The sequence below is a fragment of the Janthinobacterium sp. HH104 genome (assembly GCF_001758715.1).
In the GTDB taxonomy this organism is placed as follows: Bacteria; Pseudomonadota; Gammaproteobacteria; order Burkholderiales; family Burkholderiaceae_D; genus Janthinobacterium; species Janthinobacterium aestuarii.
The window spans coordinates 207,760-224,915 of sequence record NZ_LRIB01000039.1; the positions used below are offsets into that span (position 1 = coordinate 207,760).

The window sequence follows — 17,156 nt, forward strand, 5'->3', positions numbered from 1 at the left end:
TGCTTTTGGGGGTATTTGTGGGGTATTTATAAAGAGTCAAATCTAAGATGGTTTTTAAGTAATTGATTTATATGGCAATAATTCAAGAGTTTGATTGACGCCGTCGAATAAATAAAAAGGGCTTCCCCGTTTTGGCGGGGAGGCCCTTTTTATTTATTCCATGCATGCAGAACGCGGGCATCGAATCCGCGTCCGGTACGGGCGCGGGGGTTTTGCGGGGCCTCCGGCGAGCGCAGCTCGGTGCCGCAAACCGGGTTACGCTTGCAAGCGCAACCCTCTCCGATTCTTCTGGCTAGCTTTTGCGCCGCAGGCAGCTTTTCCTAATGACAACATCAACCGCTCAGGTCGTGTATGAATGTCGGACCTGCCCCTCGCCCGATGACCCTCGCCCGTTCGAATAGCAAACCTGACCTTCGGCCCCACAGCTCATCAAGAACCAAAATGAAATCCGTTCACTGCAAGACTCTGCCCACAAAGTCCCAACGAAATGATGCAATTTACAATACCATTGCATCTCCATTTCTGACCAAACCGAAAGAATATGATTAATATCCGTGAAGCTGGAATGGCAGATGTGCGCGCTCTACAGGAAATCGGCTGCCAGACCTACCGTGAGCATTTTTCGGATATTTGGTCCGCTACCGGAATATCGGATTTCCTGGACCAAGATTTTTCTTACAACACGCTTGAGAATTCGCTGACTTCATTGAACCAAGTCTGGCTTGTCGCTTCCGATGAAAGCGGAAAAGTCGTCGGCTTCGCCAAGGTCAACTTGTCGAAACCGGCGCCTATCAGCGGCGAAGTGGGCCTGGAGCTGCAAAAGATATACTTCCTCAAATCCGAGGCTGGACGCGGTTATGGAAAGCAGCTCTTGAGCTACATTCATGATCTGGCGATGGAGCGTAAGGAGAGCCTGATATGGTTAGATGTGCTCAAAACAAACTTAAATGCTCGCCGCTTCTACGCAAAACACGGTTTTCAAGAGCGCGGCGAAATCCCCTTCCAAACAGACAAAGTAGCCATTGGAATGGTGGTCATGGTATGCCAGCTTCCAATGGAGTGACGCCTCAGCTCGCGTTCACTACGTACCGGTATGACCATCAACAAACCTGCGCACAGGAAAAGAGAAATGTCGGCGACCAGGATCAGTTCCGCCATTTCCGCAAGACCTCAGCCTTTTGACAACGTCTTCACAGATGCCGGCCTCTGGTCTCACGCTCGGACACGATCTCGGCATTCAAGAATCATTGCTCTGACATGAGTTGCTGAATCGCCCTCCGATACTTCTCCCCCCGCTCCAAATCCTTCTGCGTCGGCCTATCTATCCTCGACAAATCGCTATTCTCCGCCAGATCAGCCAGCTTGACGGCCTTGCCGACCGGGTTCAATGCCGCGCGGGCGATGAAATCCTCATACGACTCGCCTTCGACCTTGCTCACGGCGCGCACGCCGTCGATGACTTCCTGGGAAAATCCTTCGCGCGCCAGGTCGTCGAAGGTGACTTTGCCGTCGCTGTCTTCCACCACGTCATGCAGCACGGCGACTATCTGCTGGGCGCCGGGGGCGACGCGCAGCATGACGCGCAAGGGGTGCAATATGTATGGCGCGCCGCCCTTGTCCGTCTGGCCGGCATGGGTGGCGGCGGCGATTTCAATCGCGCGCTCGAGGGTGCCGCGTCTTGCGTTTTCAGTCATCTGAACTCCACGTTGGTTGACGTTCCCGTTGCGCGCCAGCCGCGGCGCTGCAAATGGCAAACGCTGCTGCACAGCAAGGCTGGCAGCAGTAAATTAAGAACCGGGACGAGCATCAGCAAACACAGCAGCAGTCCCATGGCGAAAATCGCCGGACGCTGTTCGCGGCGCAAGGCCGCTTGCTGTTCCGCGCCGAGTACCTCTTCAGCCGCCGCGCCGTAGATCATCTGGACATTCCAGGCCAGAAAATACGAGATCAGCACGCACATGGCCCACACCGGAATCAGCAGGGAAAGCAGCAGCAACAGGCGCCGCCGCCAGGCGGGACGCGTGGCGGACACATCCAAGCCGGCCGGCGGCGCCCACGCGACATAGCGCCGCGCCACCACCGCCTTGGCGCGCTCCAGCAACAGCCAGCGCAGCGGCAGGCGCGCCGTGCCGATGGCGCCGACGGTAAAGACCATCACATAGAAAAAAGCAGCCAGCGCCAGCAACGCCAGGGCGATCTGGCCTATCGACAGCATGGCCTTGGCGGCGCTGCCCAGGCCGCCAGCGATATTGCCCATCTGCGACACCGTTGCAGGCCCGCTGGCCAGCGCCCCGACGCCATCCATCACGCCCAGGCCCAGCAAGCCGGTGACGGACACCAGCGCCAGCATGGCGCTCAGCTCGACAAAAAAACGGCCAAAGTAGCCATACAGTCCCAGCCACAGCGCCACGACCGCCATGCACCACAGCGCGGAGCGCCACCACAGGCCCGCATGACGCGCATCGCGCAGTCCCAGGCCGATGCACGTGAAGGCTTCGCGCCAGGCCTGCAGCCAGGTTTGCAATGTTTGTGTCACGCTCTAGCGTACTCCGCAGTGGAGGGGCGGATACGTCGATCCGGATGTTGCCGATTGTACATGGACAAGGCTGGCGCACGCGCCGCACAGGACGCAGCGCAAAGCCGCGCCCGCCCATCCGTCTTCAACAATGGCTATCGAAACGCAAAAGCAGTCGCGGCCTGCTCGGCGGCAATTTCGCTAGAAGATTCATAACAGACCTGATTTCTCCCCAATACCTTGGCCTTGTACAGTGCCTTGTCAGCAAGTTCAACCAGCTCGACCGGGCGGTTTTCCTGATGCATCGGTATAAAAGCCGCCACGCCGACGCTGGCCGTCACCACGCCGGGAGGGCTGCCACTATGCTCGATTCCCAGCGATTGCACGGCCTGGCGAACGCTTTCCGCCACCGCTAATGCCCCCGGCAACTCCGTTCCTGGCAATAAAATGACCATCTCCTCGCCGCCGTAGCGCGCCGCAAGGTCGCCCGGCCTGCGCATGCTGTAGCCGACCACCTTGCCAATTTTTCTCAGGCACTCGTCGCCGGCCACATGGCCATAGATATCGTTGTATTGCTTGAAGAAGTCGACATCGATCAGCACCAGCCCAAGTGAGCTGCCTTCACGCTGGGCACGGCTGAACTCGGCAAGCAGCGACTGGTCGAAGTGGCGCCGGTTCGCCAGTCCCGTCAATCCATCCTGACTGGCAAGGCGGGCCAGGGTTTCATTGACCATTTCCAGTTCATTGCGCGCCTCGACCAGTCCCGCCTCGCTCTTGGCCCGCAAATCGATCTGCCGCACCACGCGGTATCCGATGAAGGCGATCAGCAGTACCAGCACGCCACCCACCGTATTTTGAATCATCGTATCAAGACGCCATGAAGCAAGGACCTCATCCTGCGACAGTGCTGCAGAGACCACCAGCGGGTATTCCTCGACTCTTCGGTAGCTATTGATACGCGTCACGCCATCGACCCGCGACTGGACCACGGCCGTGCCAACGGGACTTTTGGGTAGGTAATCATGAAATATCGGGAACTTTGAAATATCGCGCCCCAGCAAACTCTCATCGAACGGCCTTCTCAATAAAAGAATGCCTTTTCCATTCGCAATGAAAATAGCGCCTTTTTTTCCTATCGAAAAGCGTTCATAAAACAGCCTGAAATAATTCATGTCGATGGTCGCCAGCGCCACGCCGCCGAAACTTCCGTCAGGCAAATTGATCCGCCGCGATACCGTGACTATCCAGTGTCCCGTCGATTTGCTGCGCACAGGAGGTCCGACATACGGCCCCCGATCAGCATGCGTTCGATGATATTTGAAATAATCTCGGTCGGAATTATTCAGATTGCTCAACAGCGTTTTCTGAGAGTTCACAAGCCAGCTGCCATCGTTGGCATAGATGAAGATACCGTGCAACTGGGGCAACTCGGCGACACGGTTGACCAGCAATTTGTGGATACGGGTCAGTTCAAGCCCGGTAACACCGTCTGTTTCCACCCTCTCCACCAGTCCGACCAGCACCGTATCGGCTTCCTTGATGGTGTCATAGGCATGCTGCGCAACAGATTGCGCCAGATTGGCACTTTCACGGGACGCTTCAAGCAGTTGCCCCTCCCGCGCGCGCAAGGTCGTCCATAACTGGATCGCCAGCAGCGACAGGCACACCAGCACGACAAATGAGATAGCCAGCGGCAGCAGGGAAAAGCCACGGAAGCCTGCTCCCAGCAATCGTGGCGGCAAGCTGCGTGACCTGGTCATGGGTACACTCCCTCATTGATATCCGGCAAAGTGTGCACCAAATAGGTGGCAACATACTCACACATCGTCACAAACACGATATAAAAAAGTTACCACCATGGCATTGATGAATCCGGTCCGTGTTCGCCATAGTTTGCGACACCGCAATTCCTGATGGAAAAAAATACGAAACAATGCCAACGCCCCCACCGTTTCGCGTAGCGGAGTTGACCATGCTTGAAGTTCAGCCGAGGGATAAGCGCGGTTTTTTTATATTGCCGCAAGCTCCGGAAGATGCCGGGTATTACGTCTATGGCAATCTGCACCGGATGCCACATTCCGGCCATATGGCCCAATATGCGCACCCCAGCTTGCTATCCCTGATCTTTTACATCGAACGTGAATGGCAGGCAATTGATGATAGAAAATTTAGTATCGGGAATATCAGCATTGCCGAAGGATTAGCGTACGACAAGCATGTCAGCCACAGAAAAGGCATTGAAATGGATCTACGCCCCTTGCGGAAGGACAAACTGCAAGGCCAGTCCGCACGCGTGTCGCGCTTTGATAGCGTGTATGACCGGAGCGCCACTATCAAATTGATACAGCTGTTTCTGCGGCACCCAATGGTCACCAAGGTCTTCTTTAACGATGAAGAGATACAAAAGACGATCGGTGCCGGGCGCGTGCGGTCTCTGAAAGGACACGACGACCATCTTCATATTGAAATCAGGGAGCATGGATGACTACTCGGCTTGCATGCTGCGCCATGGCGCTCGCTCTATTCTCGCCGTCGCAAGCCGCAGACAAGCCGCCGGCATGGACTGGCGAACCACGCCCCTTGCGCGGTGACTATCAGATCTACGGCGGAACGCTGTCCGAAATGCTGCCACCCACGCGAAACGACCGGAAAGTGGCAATCATGGTCAAAGGGGAATTGGCACGGGAACTGTTTGCCCAGCTCGGCCCCGATGTGAAACAGGAGCAAGCATGCAGTTCCTCGGCTGACTACCGTGAGCGGCGCAGGGGAGATATTACCTGCGTTCATACAAAAGGGGCGGCATACCAATGCTATTTCGGACTCGACCTGCTTACGGGAAAAGGGATGTATGGAGCAATCTGCTAGCCTGGGCGCTGCCTGGCACAGCTACAACCAGGGCCCTCCTCCTTGTACCGGCGCACATCCAGCCGAATTCTTCCGCCTGAGCGACTCTACCTGCATATGACACCCAGAGCAGAACCCAATCCCCCATCCCTCAGCTCAACAGCGTACACTGGCTCCTCTTCCATCAACGCATTGGTCCACCGTGAAACTATCGCGCTTTATTACCGGCCATCTGGAGCCGATCCTGGAAGAGTGGGAACTCTTCGCCAGGTCGCTGCCCATTCCGGGGGCCGCCATCTCGAAAGCGGAATTGCGCGATCATGCCAAGCAGATGCTGCAAACCATCGTGCGCGACATGGATGTCATCGAGAACGCGGCGCAGCGAAAAAAGAAATCGACCACGGGCGTATCGGAAATAACGGGCAAGGAAACGGCCGCCGCCACGCACGGCTCGCTGCGCCAGCAGATCGGCTTCACGCTGCCGCAGCTGACGGCGGAATTTCGCGCGATGCGGGCCAGCGTACTGCGGCTGTGGATGGCACAGGTGTCGGTGACGTCGAAAACGGCAACGGACGACATCTTGCGCTTCAATGAAGCGATAGACCAGGCGCTGCAGGAATCGGCCATACGCTACTCGCAGCAGAGCGACCGCACCCGCAATACCTTTCTCGCCATCCTCAGCCACGACCTGCGCAGTCCGCTGAGCACGATGACGATGGCCGGTGCGCTGCTGAGCAGGCCGAGCGCAACCTCCGCTTCCACGGTGCAGATCGGTGCACGGGTTGCCCGTAGCGCGGCCACCATGACAACCATGGTGAACGATCTGCTGGAATTTGCCAGGACGCAGCTGGGGGGACACATGCCCATTTCACCCACCTTGGGCGACCTGGGGGAAATCTGCAAGACATCCGTCGAGGATGCCTCGGCTGCTCACCCGCAATGCAAGTTTGAACTGAGTACCACGGGCGAGATGATCGGCGACTTCGATGCGGCCCGATTGGCCCAGCTGTTTTCCAATTTGCTCAACAATGCCGCGCAATACCGCACCGACGACCAGCCGGTGACCATCACGGCCTGCGGCGATGCCGATACGGCCGTGGTGCAAGTGAAGAATTTCGGCCGCCAGATCCCGGAAGCGTCGCTGAAGAGCATTTTCGATCCGTTGGTCCAGCTGGCCATTTCTGACGATCACAAGGCGCCCAATGCCACCAGTATCGGCCTGGGCCTGTTTATCGCGCGTGAAATCGCCAGCGCGCATGGCGGCACCATCGGTGCCGAGTCCAGCCTGGAAAGCGGCACGATATTTACCGTGCGCCTGCCCAGGGTATCGCTGAGCGGCGGGGGAAACGGCGGCTAAGGCCTATCCCGGCAGATATCTGCATCCCCTGCCGGGACGGGCTCGTCCTACCTGCGGCTGAGCGGCACATACTCGCCCGGCAAGCTGGCCGCTTCCAGCGCATCGGCAAAGGCCAGCAGGAATTTCGCCGGGCCGTGCTCGGAAACGAGCAGGGAGGCGCCCTTGTGGCGCAGCAGTTTCAGCACTTCCTGCTGGTGCGCCTGGTATTCGCTGGAGTGGCCGTAAAACGTTTGATACATTTCCAGCGTTTCCATGGCCTTGGCGGCCAGGATGAATTCGGGTTTGTCCATGATGTCTCCTCGTTGTCACTACTGCCAAAACCACGAAAAAAAACCGGCAAGACGTGTAGCCAGCATCGGTCACACTGCCTTGCGGCAACCACATCTGTATTTCCATCATACGCCTCAACCCGGCTATTGCGCAGTCCTGTCGCGCATCTTTTTCCATTCCGCCCGTCCGGCGTCAATTGCTGCTCGTTCACCTTACAGATACTGCGCGCACATGGCATCATATGTGGTGCCCATCGACCACTGACACCCATGACCACCCATTTATCGCTGCACTGCTATCTGCAAGACACACCGTCCGAACGCCCTCAACGCTGTTCCGACGTGACCATCCAGGCCGACCCGGCCACCCTGCGCGCCATCGCCCACTTCCTGCTGGCCAGCGCGGACACCTTTGATCAGGCGCAGGAACGCGCCGGCATGCATGCCCACCTGCAAGACGAATGGGACGGCTGGCAGGACGACTTCCCCGACCTCGTCGTCGTGGCCGCCTAGCAAGGCGCCCCGGCTGGCGCGCGTCGGGTAACATACGCCACCTTTGCCATACAGAGAACACCGATGCACCATACCCGATACGCCCTGCCGTCGCTGCGCACGGCCGTGCTGGCCGCCGCGCTGGCCAGCCTGTCCGCCTGCGCCAGCCAGCCCGCGCACGAGGCGCTGTTCCTCGCCACCACGCTCACGCCCGCGCATTCCTTTACCAAGGGCATCGAAGGCCCGGCCGTGGATGCGGATGGCAATATCTATGCCGTCAACTTTGCGCGCCAGCAAACCATCGGCAAGGTCAGCCCCGGCGGCACTGGCGAGGTGTACCTGACCCTGCCCGGCACCAGCATCGCCAACGGCATCCGCTTCGGCAGCCGGGGGCAGATGTATTTGGCCGACTACATCGAGCACACGATCTACCTGGTCGACCCGGCCACGCGCGCGCTCACCATCCACGCGCGCGAGCCGCGCATGACGCAGCCGAACGACATCGCCATCACGGCCGACGACGTGCTGTATGCGAGCGACCCGAACTGGAAGGAAAACACGGGCCGCGTGTGGCGCATCGCGCAGGACGGCACGGTGACCCTGGCGCTCGACACCATGGGCACGGCCAACGGCATCGAGGTGAACCCCGACGGCAAGATCTTGTATGTGAATGAAAGCGTGCAGCGCAATATCTGGATGTACGACATCGCCGCGGACGGCAGCCTGAGCGGCAAGCGATTGCTGATCAAGTTCGACGATTTCGGCATGGACGGCATGCGCGTGGACGTCGACGGCAACCTGTACGTGACGCGCTACGGCAAGGGCACGGTGGTGAAATTGTCGCCACAGGGACGCATCCTGCGCGAAATCAGCGTACCCGGCGCCAAGCCCAGCAACATCACCTTCGGCGGCCCCGATGGGCGTACGGCCTACGTGACGGAAGTCGTGCAGGGACGGCTGCTGCAGTTCCGCGTCGACCGCCCGGGGCTGGAGTGGCAGCGGGCGCAAGAACGGCGCAAGCCCGAATAGCATGTGAAGATGTCGGCTTACGCGCTTGCGCGCTAAGCCGACCTACGCACTACCACAACGGCCCGGTAGGTCGGCTTAGCCGGAACGGCGTAAGCCGACGACATGGTTGGCCGCAACCAGGTCAGCGCGGAATGATGCGCTCCGCCTTCAGCTTGTCGAACAGATTGAAGAAGGCATCCTGCGTATCCTGGTAATCGAGGAAGCCCGCCTTGCGGCTTTTGCCCATGTCCGTCATCACTTCCATCGGCCGCCCCAGGTCGGCATCCGTATGCCACCAGGAGGCGAGGCGGCTGACATCAGCCTCCACCAGGCCGTGCTGCTCGGCGATGGCGCGCCACTGCTCGGGGGCGTCCTGCATGCGGTCGGCCAGCGGCGCCATCGCCTCGGGCAGATCGGCCGCCTCGACGCCGAAATAAGCGGCCAGGCGCGGCCACAGCCACTTCCAGCGGAACACGTCGCCATTGACGATATTGAAGTCTTCGTTGCGCGCGGCGGGACTGTCGGCCGCCCACGCCAGGTGGCGTGCGATCTGCCCCGCGTCCGTCATGTCGGACAAGCCGTGCCATTGCGCGGGCGAACCGGGAAAGACGAAGGGCTGGCCGCCGGCCTTGCACAGATTCGCATACACGGCCAGGGTCAGGCCCATGTTCATGGCATTGCCCAGCGCGTAGCCGATGATGGTGTGCGGGCGGTGCACGCTCCACGTAAAACCATACCGCGCGGCCGCGTCGAACAGCCGGTCTTCCTGCTCATAGTAAAAATTCTCGACCGCTTGCCGGCCCTGCTCTTCGCGGAACGGCGTGACGGGCACGCTGCCCTTGCCATAGGCGTCAAACGGTCCCAGGTAGTGCTTGAGGCCAGTGACCAGCGCCGCATGGCGCAAGTGGCCGGTGGGACCCAGCGCGGCCAGCACATTGGCGACCATGGCGCCATTGACACGGATGTTTTCCTGCTCGTTGGCCTGGCGCGCCCAGACCGTGAAAAAGACGTGGCTGGCGTCCAGGCCCGCCAGAGCGGCGCTGACCGCCGTGCCATCCGTGGCATCGAGCGGCAGGCATGCGCAACCGGCGGGAACCGGCGTGCGGCCACGCGAGACGCCCGTCACCTGCCAGCCCTGCGCCAGCAAGTGCGTGGCCAGATTGCTGCCGATAACGCCGCTGGCGCCGATAATCAATGCGTGCTTGTTCATGGATGCTCCAATGCCTGTGTAAAAAGCCATGATATAGCGGACAGAAATTCTTATCCGCGATAGTATTTCACCTTATTCATGAAAAATATTCTGCAATCATGTCCGAACACTTGAAAGGCATCGCGCCTTTTCTTGCCACCGCCGATGCCGGCAGTTTCACCAGGGCGGCCGAGAGACTGCACCTGAGCAGCTCGGCCGTGAGCAAGAGCGTGGCGCGCCTGGAAGCCCGCCTGGGCGTGATCCTGTTCGAGCGCAGCACGCGGCGTTTGCAGTTGAGCAGCGCGGGGCATGCCTATTACGCCACCTGCAAGCGCGTGCTGCAGGAACTGGTCGAGGCGGAAAACGTGCTGGCCGAGCAGGATGGGGAACTGGCAGGCAAGGTGCGCATCGGCGTGCCCGCGTCGTATGGCCGCATGCGCGTGATGCCGGCGCTGATTGATCTGTGCGAAAAATATCCGAAGCTGCAGCCGTCGATTGCCTTCAGCGACCGCTTTGCCGACCTGTTCGAAGAGCGCATCGATATCGCCGTGCGCATCGGCGCGCCGGGCAGCTGGCCGCCAACGCTGGGGCAGATGCCCTTGGGCGAAGAGCGCCTGATCTTTTGCGCGGCCCCCGCCTACCTAGCGCGGCGCGGCACGCCGCTCGCCATCGCGGATCTCGATGGCCACGATTGCATCGCCTACGGCCGGGGCGATGGCACGGCGGCGCCATGGCTGTTTGCTGGCGAAGACGGGGTGGAACGGCGGACGGGCAGTCCGCGCCTGACGGTGGGGGACGCCGAGGCGCAAACGGCCGCCGTGCTGGCGGGCCTGGGCATCGCGCAGCAGGCGACGTGGCTCGTGCACGAGCACCTGGCCAGCGGCGCCATCGTCGAAGTACTACCGGCCTGCGCCACGCCAGGCTTGCCGCTGTCCCTCGCGTGGCCGCTGGCGCGCCAGCTGACCACCAAGACCGGCACGCTGCTCATTGAATTGAAGCAGCGCCTGACGATCAGCTGATACGCAATATGGAACTCAATACAAAACGTTCTTCGCTTCCGGCAGTTCCACATTGGCCTTGGTGACGATCACCACGCCCGTGTTGACGAACGGTGCGACCTTCTTGCCTTCGATCAGGCTGACGAGGGTTTTCACGCCCAGCGCGCCCATCGAGTACGAACCCTGCACGGCGGTCGCATACAGGGTGCCGTCCTTGACGAAGTTTTTCAGGTCTTCATTGCCGTCGAAGCCCACGGCGATCACCTTGCCGGCCTTGCCCGCCTGCGCGATGGCGCGGCCCATGCCCACGGCCGTTGGCTCATTGGCGCCGAAGATGCCCTTCAAGTCCGGATTCGAGGCCAGCACGTCGGTCGTCTGGTTCAACGCCGTGGCCATCTGCGACTGCGAGTAATACGTGCCGACGATCTGCAGCTGCGAGTTCTTTTCGATATAGCGCTTGAAGCCGCCCACCCTGCCCGTCTCGGAACCAGCGCCCGCCACGTACGACATCACGGCGATCTTGCCTGTCTTGCCGACCTGCGAAATGAGAGCCTTGGCGCTTTGCTCGCCGGCCGCTTCATTGTCGGTCGACAGGAAGGACTGGTAATAGCGCTTGCCGCTGTCGGCCACCAGCGAGTCGATCAGCACGACGGGAATCTTCGCTTCCCACGCCTTCTTCAGCGCCGGTACCAGCGCGTCCGGGTCCGACGCGGCCAGCACGATGCCGGCCACCTTGCGCGTGACGGCGTTTTCCACCATGCTGACCTGGTCGGCAATCGCCGATTCCGAAGCCGGTCCCTGGAAGGTCAGGCTGTAGCCCTTGGCATCTGCCGCGCTGGCCGTGGCGCCCTTCTTGACGTTCTGCCAGTAGTTGGAATTGGTTGTCTTGACGATCACGGCGATCTCGCCCGGGGCGGCGAAGGCGGCGCTGGAGCTCAGGGCAAATGCTGCGGTCAACAGACCCAGCGACATGGCTTTGATGGTTTTCATTGTCGTCCTCATTTAATAATTATAGATTTGGTGGATTGACTTCATGTGTGCTGCTTGCTGCTTCAGGCGCGGTTGCGCTTCTGATCGATCCAGACGGTCAGCAAGATGACCAGTCCGATAATGATTTGCTGGATAAAGCTCGATACCCCGTTCATGTTCAAGCCGTTGCGCAGGATGCCGATGACGAAGGAACCGATGACGGTGCCGGAAATGGTGCCGATGCCGCCGATCAACGAGGCGCCGCCGATCACGGCGCTGGCGATCGCATCGAGTTCGTACATCACGCCCTCGTTCGGCTGCGCCGTCACCAGGCGCGACATCAGGACGCAGCCCGTCAGGCCGGACAAGGCGCCGGACAGGGTGTACACGAGCAGGGTCACGCGGCCCACCTTCACGCCGGACAGGCGCGCCGCTTCCGCATTCGAGCCGACGGCATAGATATGCCGGCCAAAGGTGGTGCGGCTGAGCATGATGGAGACGGCCACGGCGATCACCACCATCAGCACCACCGGATACGGAATGCCGGGAAACACGACTTCGGGAAAGGTGCCGCCCGTGTCGCGCTCGATGCGCCACAGCACGCCGTTACCGAGTTCGCCGAACGACTCGCCCAGGCCGGAAATGGCGCGCGCCCCCGTCACCTGCAGCGCCAGGCCGCGTGCGATCAGCATCATGCCCAGGGTGGCGATGAAGGGCGGCAGCTTCAGTTGCGTGATGCAGAAACCGTTGACGGCGCCGCACATGGCGCCCACCACGACGCCGCCCAGCATGGCGACCGGTACGGGCACGCCGCTTTTCACCAGCAGCGCGGCGGCCACGCCGGCCAGCGCCAGCACGGAGCCGGAACTCAAGTCGATGCCGCCCGTGATGATGACGCAGGTGGCGGCGATGCCCAGGTAGGCGATCGACGTCACTTGCAAGGCCACGCTCATGCCGTTGCTGACGGAGAAAAAGGCGTTGCTGGTCAGCGAAAACACGAGCAGCAACAGCGACAGGCTGCCCAGCGCGGCGAATTTTTGGATCAGTTCTTTGTTCATTTTCTTGTGGCTTTCTGATGTTAATGCATTGCTGCCTGGCGGCCCGATGCGAGATGCATGATCTCTTCCTGCGACGACTCGCGCGTGTTGACGATGCCGCTGATGCGTCCTTCATGGAACACGGCCACCCGGTCCGTCATGCCCATGATCTCGGGCAGCTCGGACGTGATCAGCACCACGCCGATGCCTTCCGACGCCAGCTTGTCGAGCAGCTGGTAGATGGCGAACTTGGCGCCCACGTCGATGCCGCGCGTGGGTTCGTCGAAGAAGATGATTTTCGATTCGCGGTACAGCCATTTGCTGATGACGATCTTTTGCTGGTTGCCGCCCGAGAGGTTGCGCGCGATCTGTTTCGAGGTTGGCGTCTTGATGCCCAGCGCCGCGATGTACTGCTGCGCCACCGCCTCTTCCCTGGCAAAATCGATGAAGCCGAAGCGGTTCGCCAGCCCCGACACATTCGTCAAGGTGAGATTGGCCGCCACCGACATGCGGATCGCCAGGCCGTGGCTCTTGCGGTCTTCCGACAGGTAGGCGATGCCGTGGCCGATGGCGTCGATGGGACTGTCGATCGTGACCGCCACGTCGCCCAGGTGGATCGCGCCGCTGGTGAGCGGATCGGCGCCGAAGATGGCGCGCGCCACTTCCGTGCGCCCTGCCCCCATCAGGCCGGAAAAGCCGAGTATCTCGCCGCGCCGCAAGTCGAAGCTCAGCGGACCGAAGACATCCTTGCGGTGCAAATCGGTCACGCGCAGCAGCACTTCAGCCGTCGGCGTCGAGACGCGGTCGGGAAATTTTTCATCGAGGGTGCGGCCCACCATCTTCGCCACGATGGCGTCCAGGCTGGTGGCGGCAAAATCGTCGGTGCAGACGAATTTACCGTCGCGCAGCACCGTCACCCTGTCGATAATGTGCTGCATCTCCTCGAGCCGGTGCGAGATGTAGACCACGCTCACGCCGTTGCGCTTGAGTTCATTGATGATGTCGAACAGCTGGCCCGTCTCGCTTTCCGTCAACGACGACGTGGGCTCGTCCATGATCAGCACTTCCGTATTGAGCGACAGCGCCTTGGCGATTTCCACCATCTGCTGCTGCGCACAGGACAGGTTTTTCACCAGCTGGCGCGGGTCGATGCGCAGCTTCAACCGGTCCAGCAGCGCCTGCGCATCGGCACGCATCTTCTTGCGGTCGATGAAGATGCCGCGCACGGGTTCGCGCGCGAGAAAAATATTCTCGGCCACGCTCAGGTGCGGGATCAGGTTCAGCTCCTGGTGGATGATGGCAATGCCAGCCGCCTCCGCATCCACGCTGCAGGAAAAACTGCACACCTTGCCCTTGTAGACCAGTTCTCCCTCGTCGGCCTGGTACACGCCGCTCATCACCTTCATCAGGGTGGACTTGCCGGCGCCGTTTTCGCCGCACAGCGCATGCGCTTCGCCCTTGCGCAGGCTGAAACTGACGTTATCGAGCGCCAGCACGCCGGGAAAGCGCTTGCTGACCTTGTTCAGGGCCAGTATCTCTTCGGATTCATTCATGGTGTGTCTCCTCCACTCCACTGTCATAGGCCGGCGCGCCGATGTCTGAGCATCTTGGCGGCACGCCGGTCTGCTACTCGTTTAACTGTCGATCAGTTCCGGATTCCACGCATGCACGGTCTGTCGCTGTTCACCAAGTCCGCTGATCCCCAGGCGCATGGTGTCGCCCGGCTTCAGATACACGGCCGACGGCTTCTGGCCCATGCCCACGCCCGGCGGCGTGCCGGTGCTGATGATGTCGCCCGGGTACAAGGTCATGAAGCGGCTGATGTAGCTGACCAGATTGGCCACGCCGAAGACCATCGTTCTGGTATTGCCGTCCTGGACGCGCTTGCCGTTCACTTCCAGCCACAGGCCCAGGTTTTGCGGGTCCGCCACTTCGTCGCTTGTGACCATCCAGGGACCGATCGGGCCGAAGGTATCGCAGCCCTTGCCCTTGTCCCACTGGCCGCCGCGCTCCAATTGGTACTCGCGTTCGGACAAATCGTTCACCACGCAATAGCCGGCCACGTGCGACAGCGCATCGGCTTCGCTCACATAGCGCGCGGTGGTGCCGATCACCACGCCCAGCTCCACTTCCCAGTCGCTTTTCTTCGAGTCCTGCGGCATCACCACGGCATCGTTGGCGCCGATGATGGCGCTGGTGGCTTTCATGAACAGCACCGGTTCAGCCGGCACGGCCATGCCCGATTCGGCCGCATGGTCGGCATAGTTCAGGCCCACGCACAAAAACTTGCCCACGCCCTTCCAAGGCGGCGCGATGCGGCCAGGATTCGCCACCACCGGCAGGCTGGCGATATCGAGGGCGGCCAAAGTCGCCAGGCCATCCTTGCCCAGGGTCGCGCCCGTGATATCGGACAGCACGCCGGACAGGTCGCGCACGACGCCATCGGCATCGATCAGTGCAGGTTTTTCAGCGCCCTTGGCGCCATATCGCATCAGTTTCATGTGTGTCTCTCGTTGTTGTAATTAATTGGACCAGCCGCCGTCGATGACGTGGACCATGCCGGTGGTAAAGGCGGATTCGTCGGAAGCCAGGTAGACGGCCAGCGCGGCGATTTCTTCTGCCCTGCCCACTCTGCCCATCGGCTGGCGGGCGACAAACGCAGCCTGCACTTCATCGATGCTCACGCCCGTCGCTGCCGCCTGCGCCGCAATGCGTTCCTTCAGCGACGGCGACTCGATGGTGCCGGGACAGATCGCATTGCAGCGGATGCCGCGCGTGACAAAGTCCGCCGCTACCGATTTCGTCATGCCCACCACGGCCGCCTTCGAGGTGCCATAGATAAAGCGGTTCGGCGCGCCCTTCACGCTCGACGCCACGGACGACATATTGACGATGGAGCCGGCGCCCCTGGCCAGCATGCCGGGCAGCACGGCGCGCATCAACCGGTACATGGAGCGCGCGTTGATGTCGAAGGAACGGTCCCAGGCCGCATCGTCGCAGTCGAGGATGGTGCCGCCGTCGACGAAGCCGGCGCAGTTGAACAGGATGTCAACGGGGCCGATCTCGTCGGCCAGCGCGGTGATCGCCGCGCCATCGGTCACGTCGAGCCGGCGGATGGTGCAGCCCGTCGCTTCCTTCAGCGCGTCGAGCTGGGCCTGGTTGATATCGGTGGCGATCACGGTGGCGCCTTCGCGCACGAACGCTTCGGCCGTGGCGCGGCCGATGCCCTGGCCGGCGGCGGTGAGCAGGGCGATTTTGCCTTGTAGTCTGGCGGTCATGTTGTCTCCTTTTATTTTTTAACCCAACACCTTAACGGCTGGGGTCAGGCCCGGCGGGTCTGACCCCGGATTTTTGCTAACTGACGTGGAATACCTGTTCCATCATCGCCCAGTGCTCGCCCTCGGCACGCGAAGCCAGCGGCTCCTGGCACGGTGCGCAAAAGGTCCACCAGCGCTGCGTTTCCGGGTCGGCGGCAATCGTCGCCATGTCGGCCTCAAAATCCTCGCCGTGGTATTCCCAGTAGCCGAACAGCAGGTTTTCCGGCTCGCGCAGGAAGATCGAATAATTGCCGACATGCGCGGCAGCCAGTCTGGCCAGCACCTGCGGCCAGACGGCGGCGTGCAGGGTTTTGTATTCAACGATGCGCTCCGGCGCGATGCCGATGACCATGCCCATTCTTTGCATTACGACTCCTTTGTTGGCTTACGCCGTACCGGCTAAGCCAACCTACAGTTGGCATCGCGGTGATTCGTAGACACGCCCGCCACCTCATTCAAAACCATAAAACCGGCACGCATTGCGTCCGAAAATATCGTCCCTGTCCTCTTGCCCCAAATGCGCCAGCAGCGCCTCGCTGGCGGCCAGCCACGCCGCATAGCCGCCGGCCAGGTCGACCACAGGCCAGTCGCTGCCCCAGATCACGCGCCGGGGGCCGAACACGTCCAGCACATGTGCGGCATAAGGGCGCAGGTCGTCCACGTTCCAGCCGGGCCGCGCTTCCGTCACCAGTCCGGACAGCTTGCAGTGCACGTTCGGCAGCGCGGCCAGCAACGCCATGTCTTCACGCCAGGCGCCGAAGCCGGCATCGGCGATCGGCGGCTTGGCCGCATGGTCGATCACGATGGCCAACTGCGGATAAGCACGGGCGCAATGCAGCAGCGCGGGCAAGTGGCGCGGCAGCACCAGCGCGTCCAGCCGCAAGCCCTGTTCCACCATGGCGGCCAGGGCCGGCGCCAGCGCGGGATTGGCGATCCACTGATCGTCATCGATATCCTGCAGCATGGGGCGCAAGCCTTTGAGCTTGCCGTACGATGCCAGGCGAGCAATCACCGCCGCTGCGTCAGGTGCCAGCAAATCGGTCCAGCCCACGACGGCGCGAATGAAGCTGGTCTTTGCCGCCAGCGCCAGCAAGTAATCGGTATCGGCAGCCGTCGGCAGCGACTGCACCAGCACCGTGCCGGCGCTTCCTGCATCCCGGG

General features: G+C 61.2%; 19 protein-coding genes. 7 read left to right on the forward strand and 12 right to left on the reverse strand.

Annotated elements, in window-relative coordinates:
• Positions 1–541: 541 nt before the first annotated feature.
• Complete coding sequence (locus tag JAB6_RS18165; protein ID WP_070303974.1) at positions 542–1,063, forward strand: GNAT family N-acetyltransferase; 522 nt, start codon at positions 542–544, stop codon at positions 1,061–1,063.
• Positions 1,064–1,244: 181 nt separating this feature from the next.
• Here the strand turns inward: JAB6_RS18165 and JAB6_RS18170 are convergent, their stop codons facing one another.
• The 3 genes from JAB6_RS18170 to JAB6_RS18180 form a co-directional block, all read right to left on the reverse strand.
• A complete protein-coding gene (locus tag JAB6_RS18170) occupies positions 1,245–1,694 on the reverse strand; it encodes an HD domain-containing protein (protein WP_070303975.1) in 450 nt (149 codons plus the stop codon).
• Positions 1,691–2,536, reverse strand: coding sequence for a hypothetical protein (locus tag JAB6_RS18175; protein ID WP_139143432.1), 846 nt, complete (start codon positions 2,534–2,536; stop codon positions 1,691–1,693). Before JAB6_RS18175 ends, JAB6_RS18170 begins: the two co-directional genes overlap by 4 nt.
• A gap of 134 nt (positions 2,537–2,670) precedes the next feature.
• Positions 2,671–4,275 carry a sensor domain-containing diguanylate cyclase gene (locus JAB6_RS18180; RefSeq protein ID WP_070303977.1) on the reverse strand — a complete coding sequence of 535 codons (1,605 nt, stop codon included), beginning with the start codon at positions 4,273–4,275 and terminating at the stop codon, positions 2,671–2,673.
• 212 nt (positions 4,276–4,487) lie between these two features.
• Between JAB6_RS18180 and JAB6_RS18185 the strand changes: the two genes are divergently transcribed.
• From JAB6_RS18185 to JAB6_RS18195, 3 genes are all read left to right on the forward strand, one after another.
• Complete coding sequence (locus tag JAB6_RS18185) at positions 4,488–5,000, forward strand: penicillin-insensitive murein endopeptidase (RefSeq protein ID WP_175444568.1); 513 nt, start codon at positions 4,488–4,490, stop codon at positions 4,998–5,000.
• 23 nt (positions 5,001–5,023) lie between these two features.
• On the forward strand, positions 5,024–5,380 hold the full coding sequence (locus JAB6_RS18190) for a hypothetical protein (RefSeq protein ID WP_139143434.1): 357 nt from the start codon (positions 5,024–5,026) through the stop codon (positions 5,378–5,380).
• Between the two features lie 181 nt (positions 5,381–5,561).
• The gene (locus tag JAB6_RS18195) at positions 5,562–6,716 is read left to right on the forward strand and encodes a sensor histidine kinase KdpD (RefSeq protein ID WP_070303980.1); all 1,155 of its coding nucleotides are present in this window, start codon (positions 5,562–5,564) and stop codon (positions 6,714–6,716) included.
• Between the two features lie 47 nt (positions 6,717–6,763).
• On the opposite strand, the gene JAB6_RS18200 is transcribed toward JAB6_RS18195, so the two are convergent.
• Positions 6,764–7,006, reverse strand: coding sequence for a hypothetical protein (locus JAB6_RS18200; RefSeq protein WP_070303981.1), 243 nt, complete (start codon positions 7,004–7,006; stop codon positions 6,764–6,766).
• 249 nt (positions 7,007–7,255) lie between these two features.
• On the opposite strand from JAB6_RS18200, the gene JAB6_RS18205 reads away from it, so the two are divergent.
• Together JAB6_RS18205 and JAB6_RS18210 are read left to right on the forward strand one after the other, a co-directional pair.
• Positions 7,256–7,498, forward strand: a complete 243-nt coding sequence (locus JAB6_RS18205) for a hypothetical protein (RefSeq protein WP_070303982.1) — start codon at positions 7,256–7,258, stop codon at positions 7,496–7,498.
• Between the two features lie 63 nt (positions 7,499–7,561).
• A complete protein-coding gene (locus tag JAB6_RS18210) occupies positions 7,562–8,506 on the forward strand; it encodes an SMP-30/gluconolactonase/LRE family protein (RefSeq protein ID WP_175444569.1) in 945 nt (314 codons plus the stop codon).
• Positions 8,507–8,627: 121 nt separating this feature from the next.
• Here the strand turns inward: JAB6_RS18210 and JAB6_RS18215 are convergent, their stop codons facing one another.
• Entirely contained in the window at positions 8,628–9,695 is a 1,068-nt protein-coding gene (locus tag JAB6_RS18215; RefSeq protein ID WP_070303983.1) for an SDR family oxidoreductase, read from the reverse strand.
• A 98-nt stretch (positions 9,696–9,793) separates the two neighbouring features.
• Between JAB6_RS18215 and JAB6_RS18220 the strand changes: the two genes are divergently transcribed.
• On the forward strand, positions 9,794–10,693 hold the full coding sequence (locus JAB6_RS18220; protein WP_070303984.1) for a LysR family transcriptional regulator: 900 nt from the start codon (positions 9,794–9,796) through the stop codon (positions 10,691–10,693).
• A 15-nt stretch (positions 10,694–10,708) separates the two neighbouring features.
• Here the strand turns inward: JAB6_RS18220 and JAB6_RS18225 are convergent, their stop codons facing one another.
• The 7 genes from JAB6_RS18225 to JAB6_RS18255 all read right to left on the reverse strand — a co-directional run.
• The gene (locus JAB6_RS18225) at positions 10,709–11,644 is read right to left on the reverse strand and encodes an ABC transporter substrate-binding protein (RefSeq protein WP_070304000.1); all 936 of its coding nucleotides are present in this window, start codon (positions 11,642–11,644) and stop codon (positions 10,709–10,711) included.
• Between the two features lie 80 nt (positions 11,645–11,724).
• A complete protein-coding gene (locus tag JAB6_RS18230; RefSeq protein WP_034759656.1) occupies positions 11,725–12,699 on the reverse strand; it encodes an ABC transporter permease in 975 nt (324 codons plus the stop codon).
• 20 nt (positions 12,700–12,719) lie between these two features.
• Complete coding sequence (locus JAB6_RS18235; protein ID WP_254671678.1) at positions 12,720–14,231, reverse strand: sugar ABC transporter ATP-binding protein; 1,512 nt, start codon at positions 14,229–14,231, stop codon at positions 12,720–12,722.
• 81 nt (positions 14,232–14,312) lie between these two features.
• Positions 14,313–15,179 carry a fumarylacetoacetate hydrolase family protein gene (locus JAB6_RS18240; RefSeq protein ID WP_070303986.1) on the reverse strand — a complete coding sequence of 289 codons (867 nt, stop codon included), beginning with the start codon at positions 15,177–15,179 and terminating at the stop codon, positions 14,313–14,315.
• 21 nt (positions 15,180–15,200) lie between these two features.
• Entirely contained in the window at positions 15,201–15,956 is a 756-nt protein-coding gene (locus JAB6_RS18245; protein WP_070303987.1) for an SDR family oxidoreductase, read from the reverse strand.
• Positions 15,957–16,032: 76 nt separating this feature from the next.
• Positions 16,033–16,362, reverse strand: coding sequence for an L-rhamnose mutarotase (locus tag JAB6_RS18250; RefSeq protein WP_070303988.1), 330 nt, complete (start codon positions 16,360–16,362; stop codon positions 16,033–16,035).
• An 84-nt stretch (positions 16,363–16,446) separates the two neighbouring features.
• A partial coding sequence (locus tag JAB6_RS18255; protein WP_083292792.1) for an amidohydrolase occupies positions 16,447–17,156 on the reverse strand: 710 nt, incomplete at its 5' end.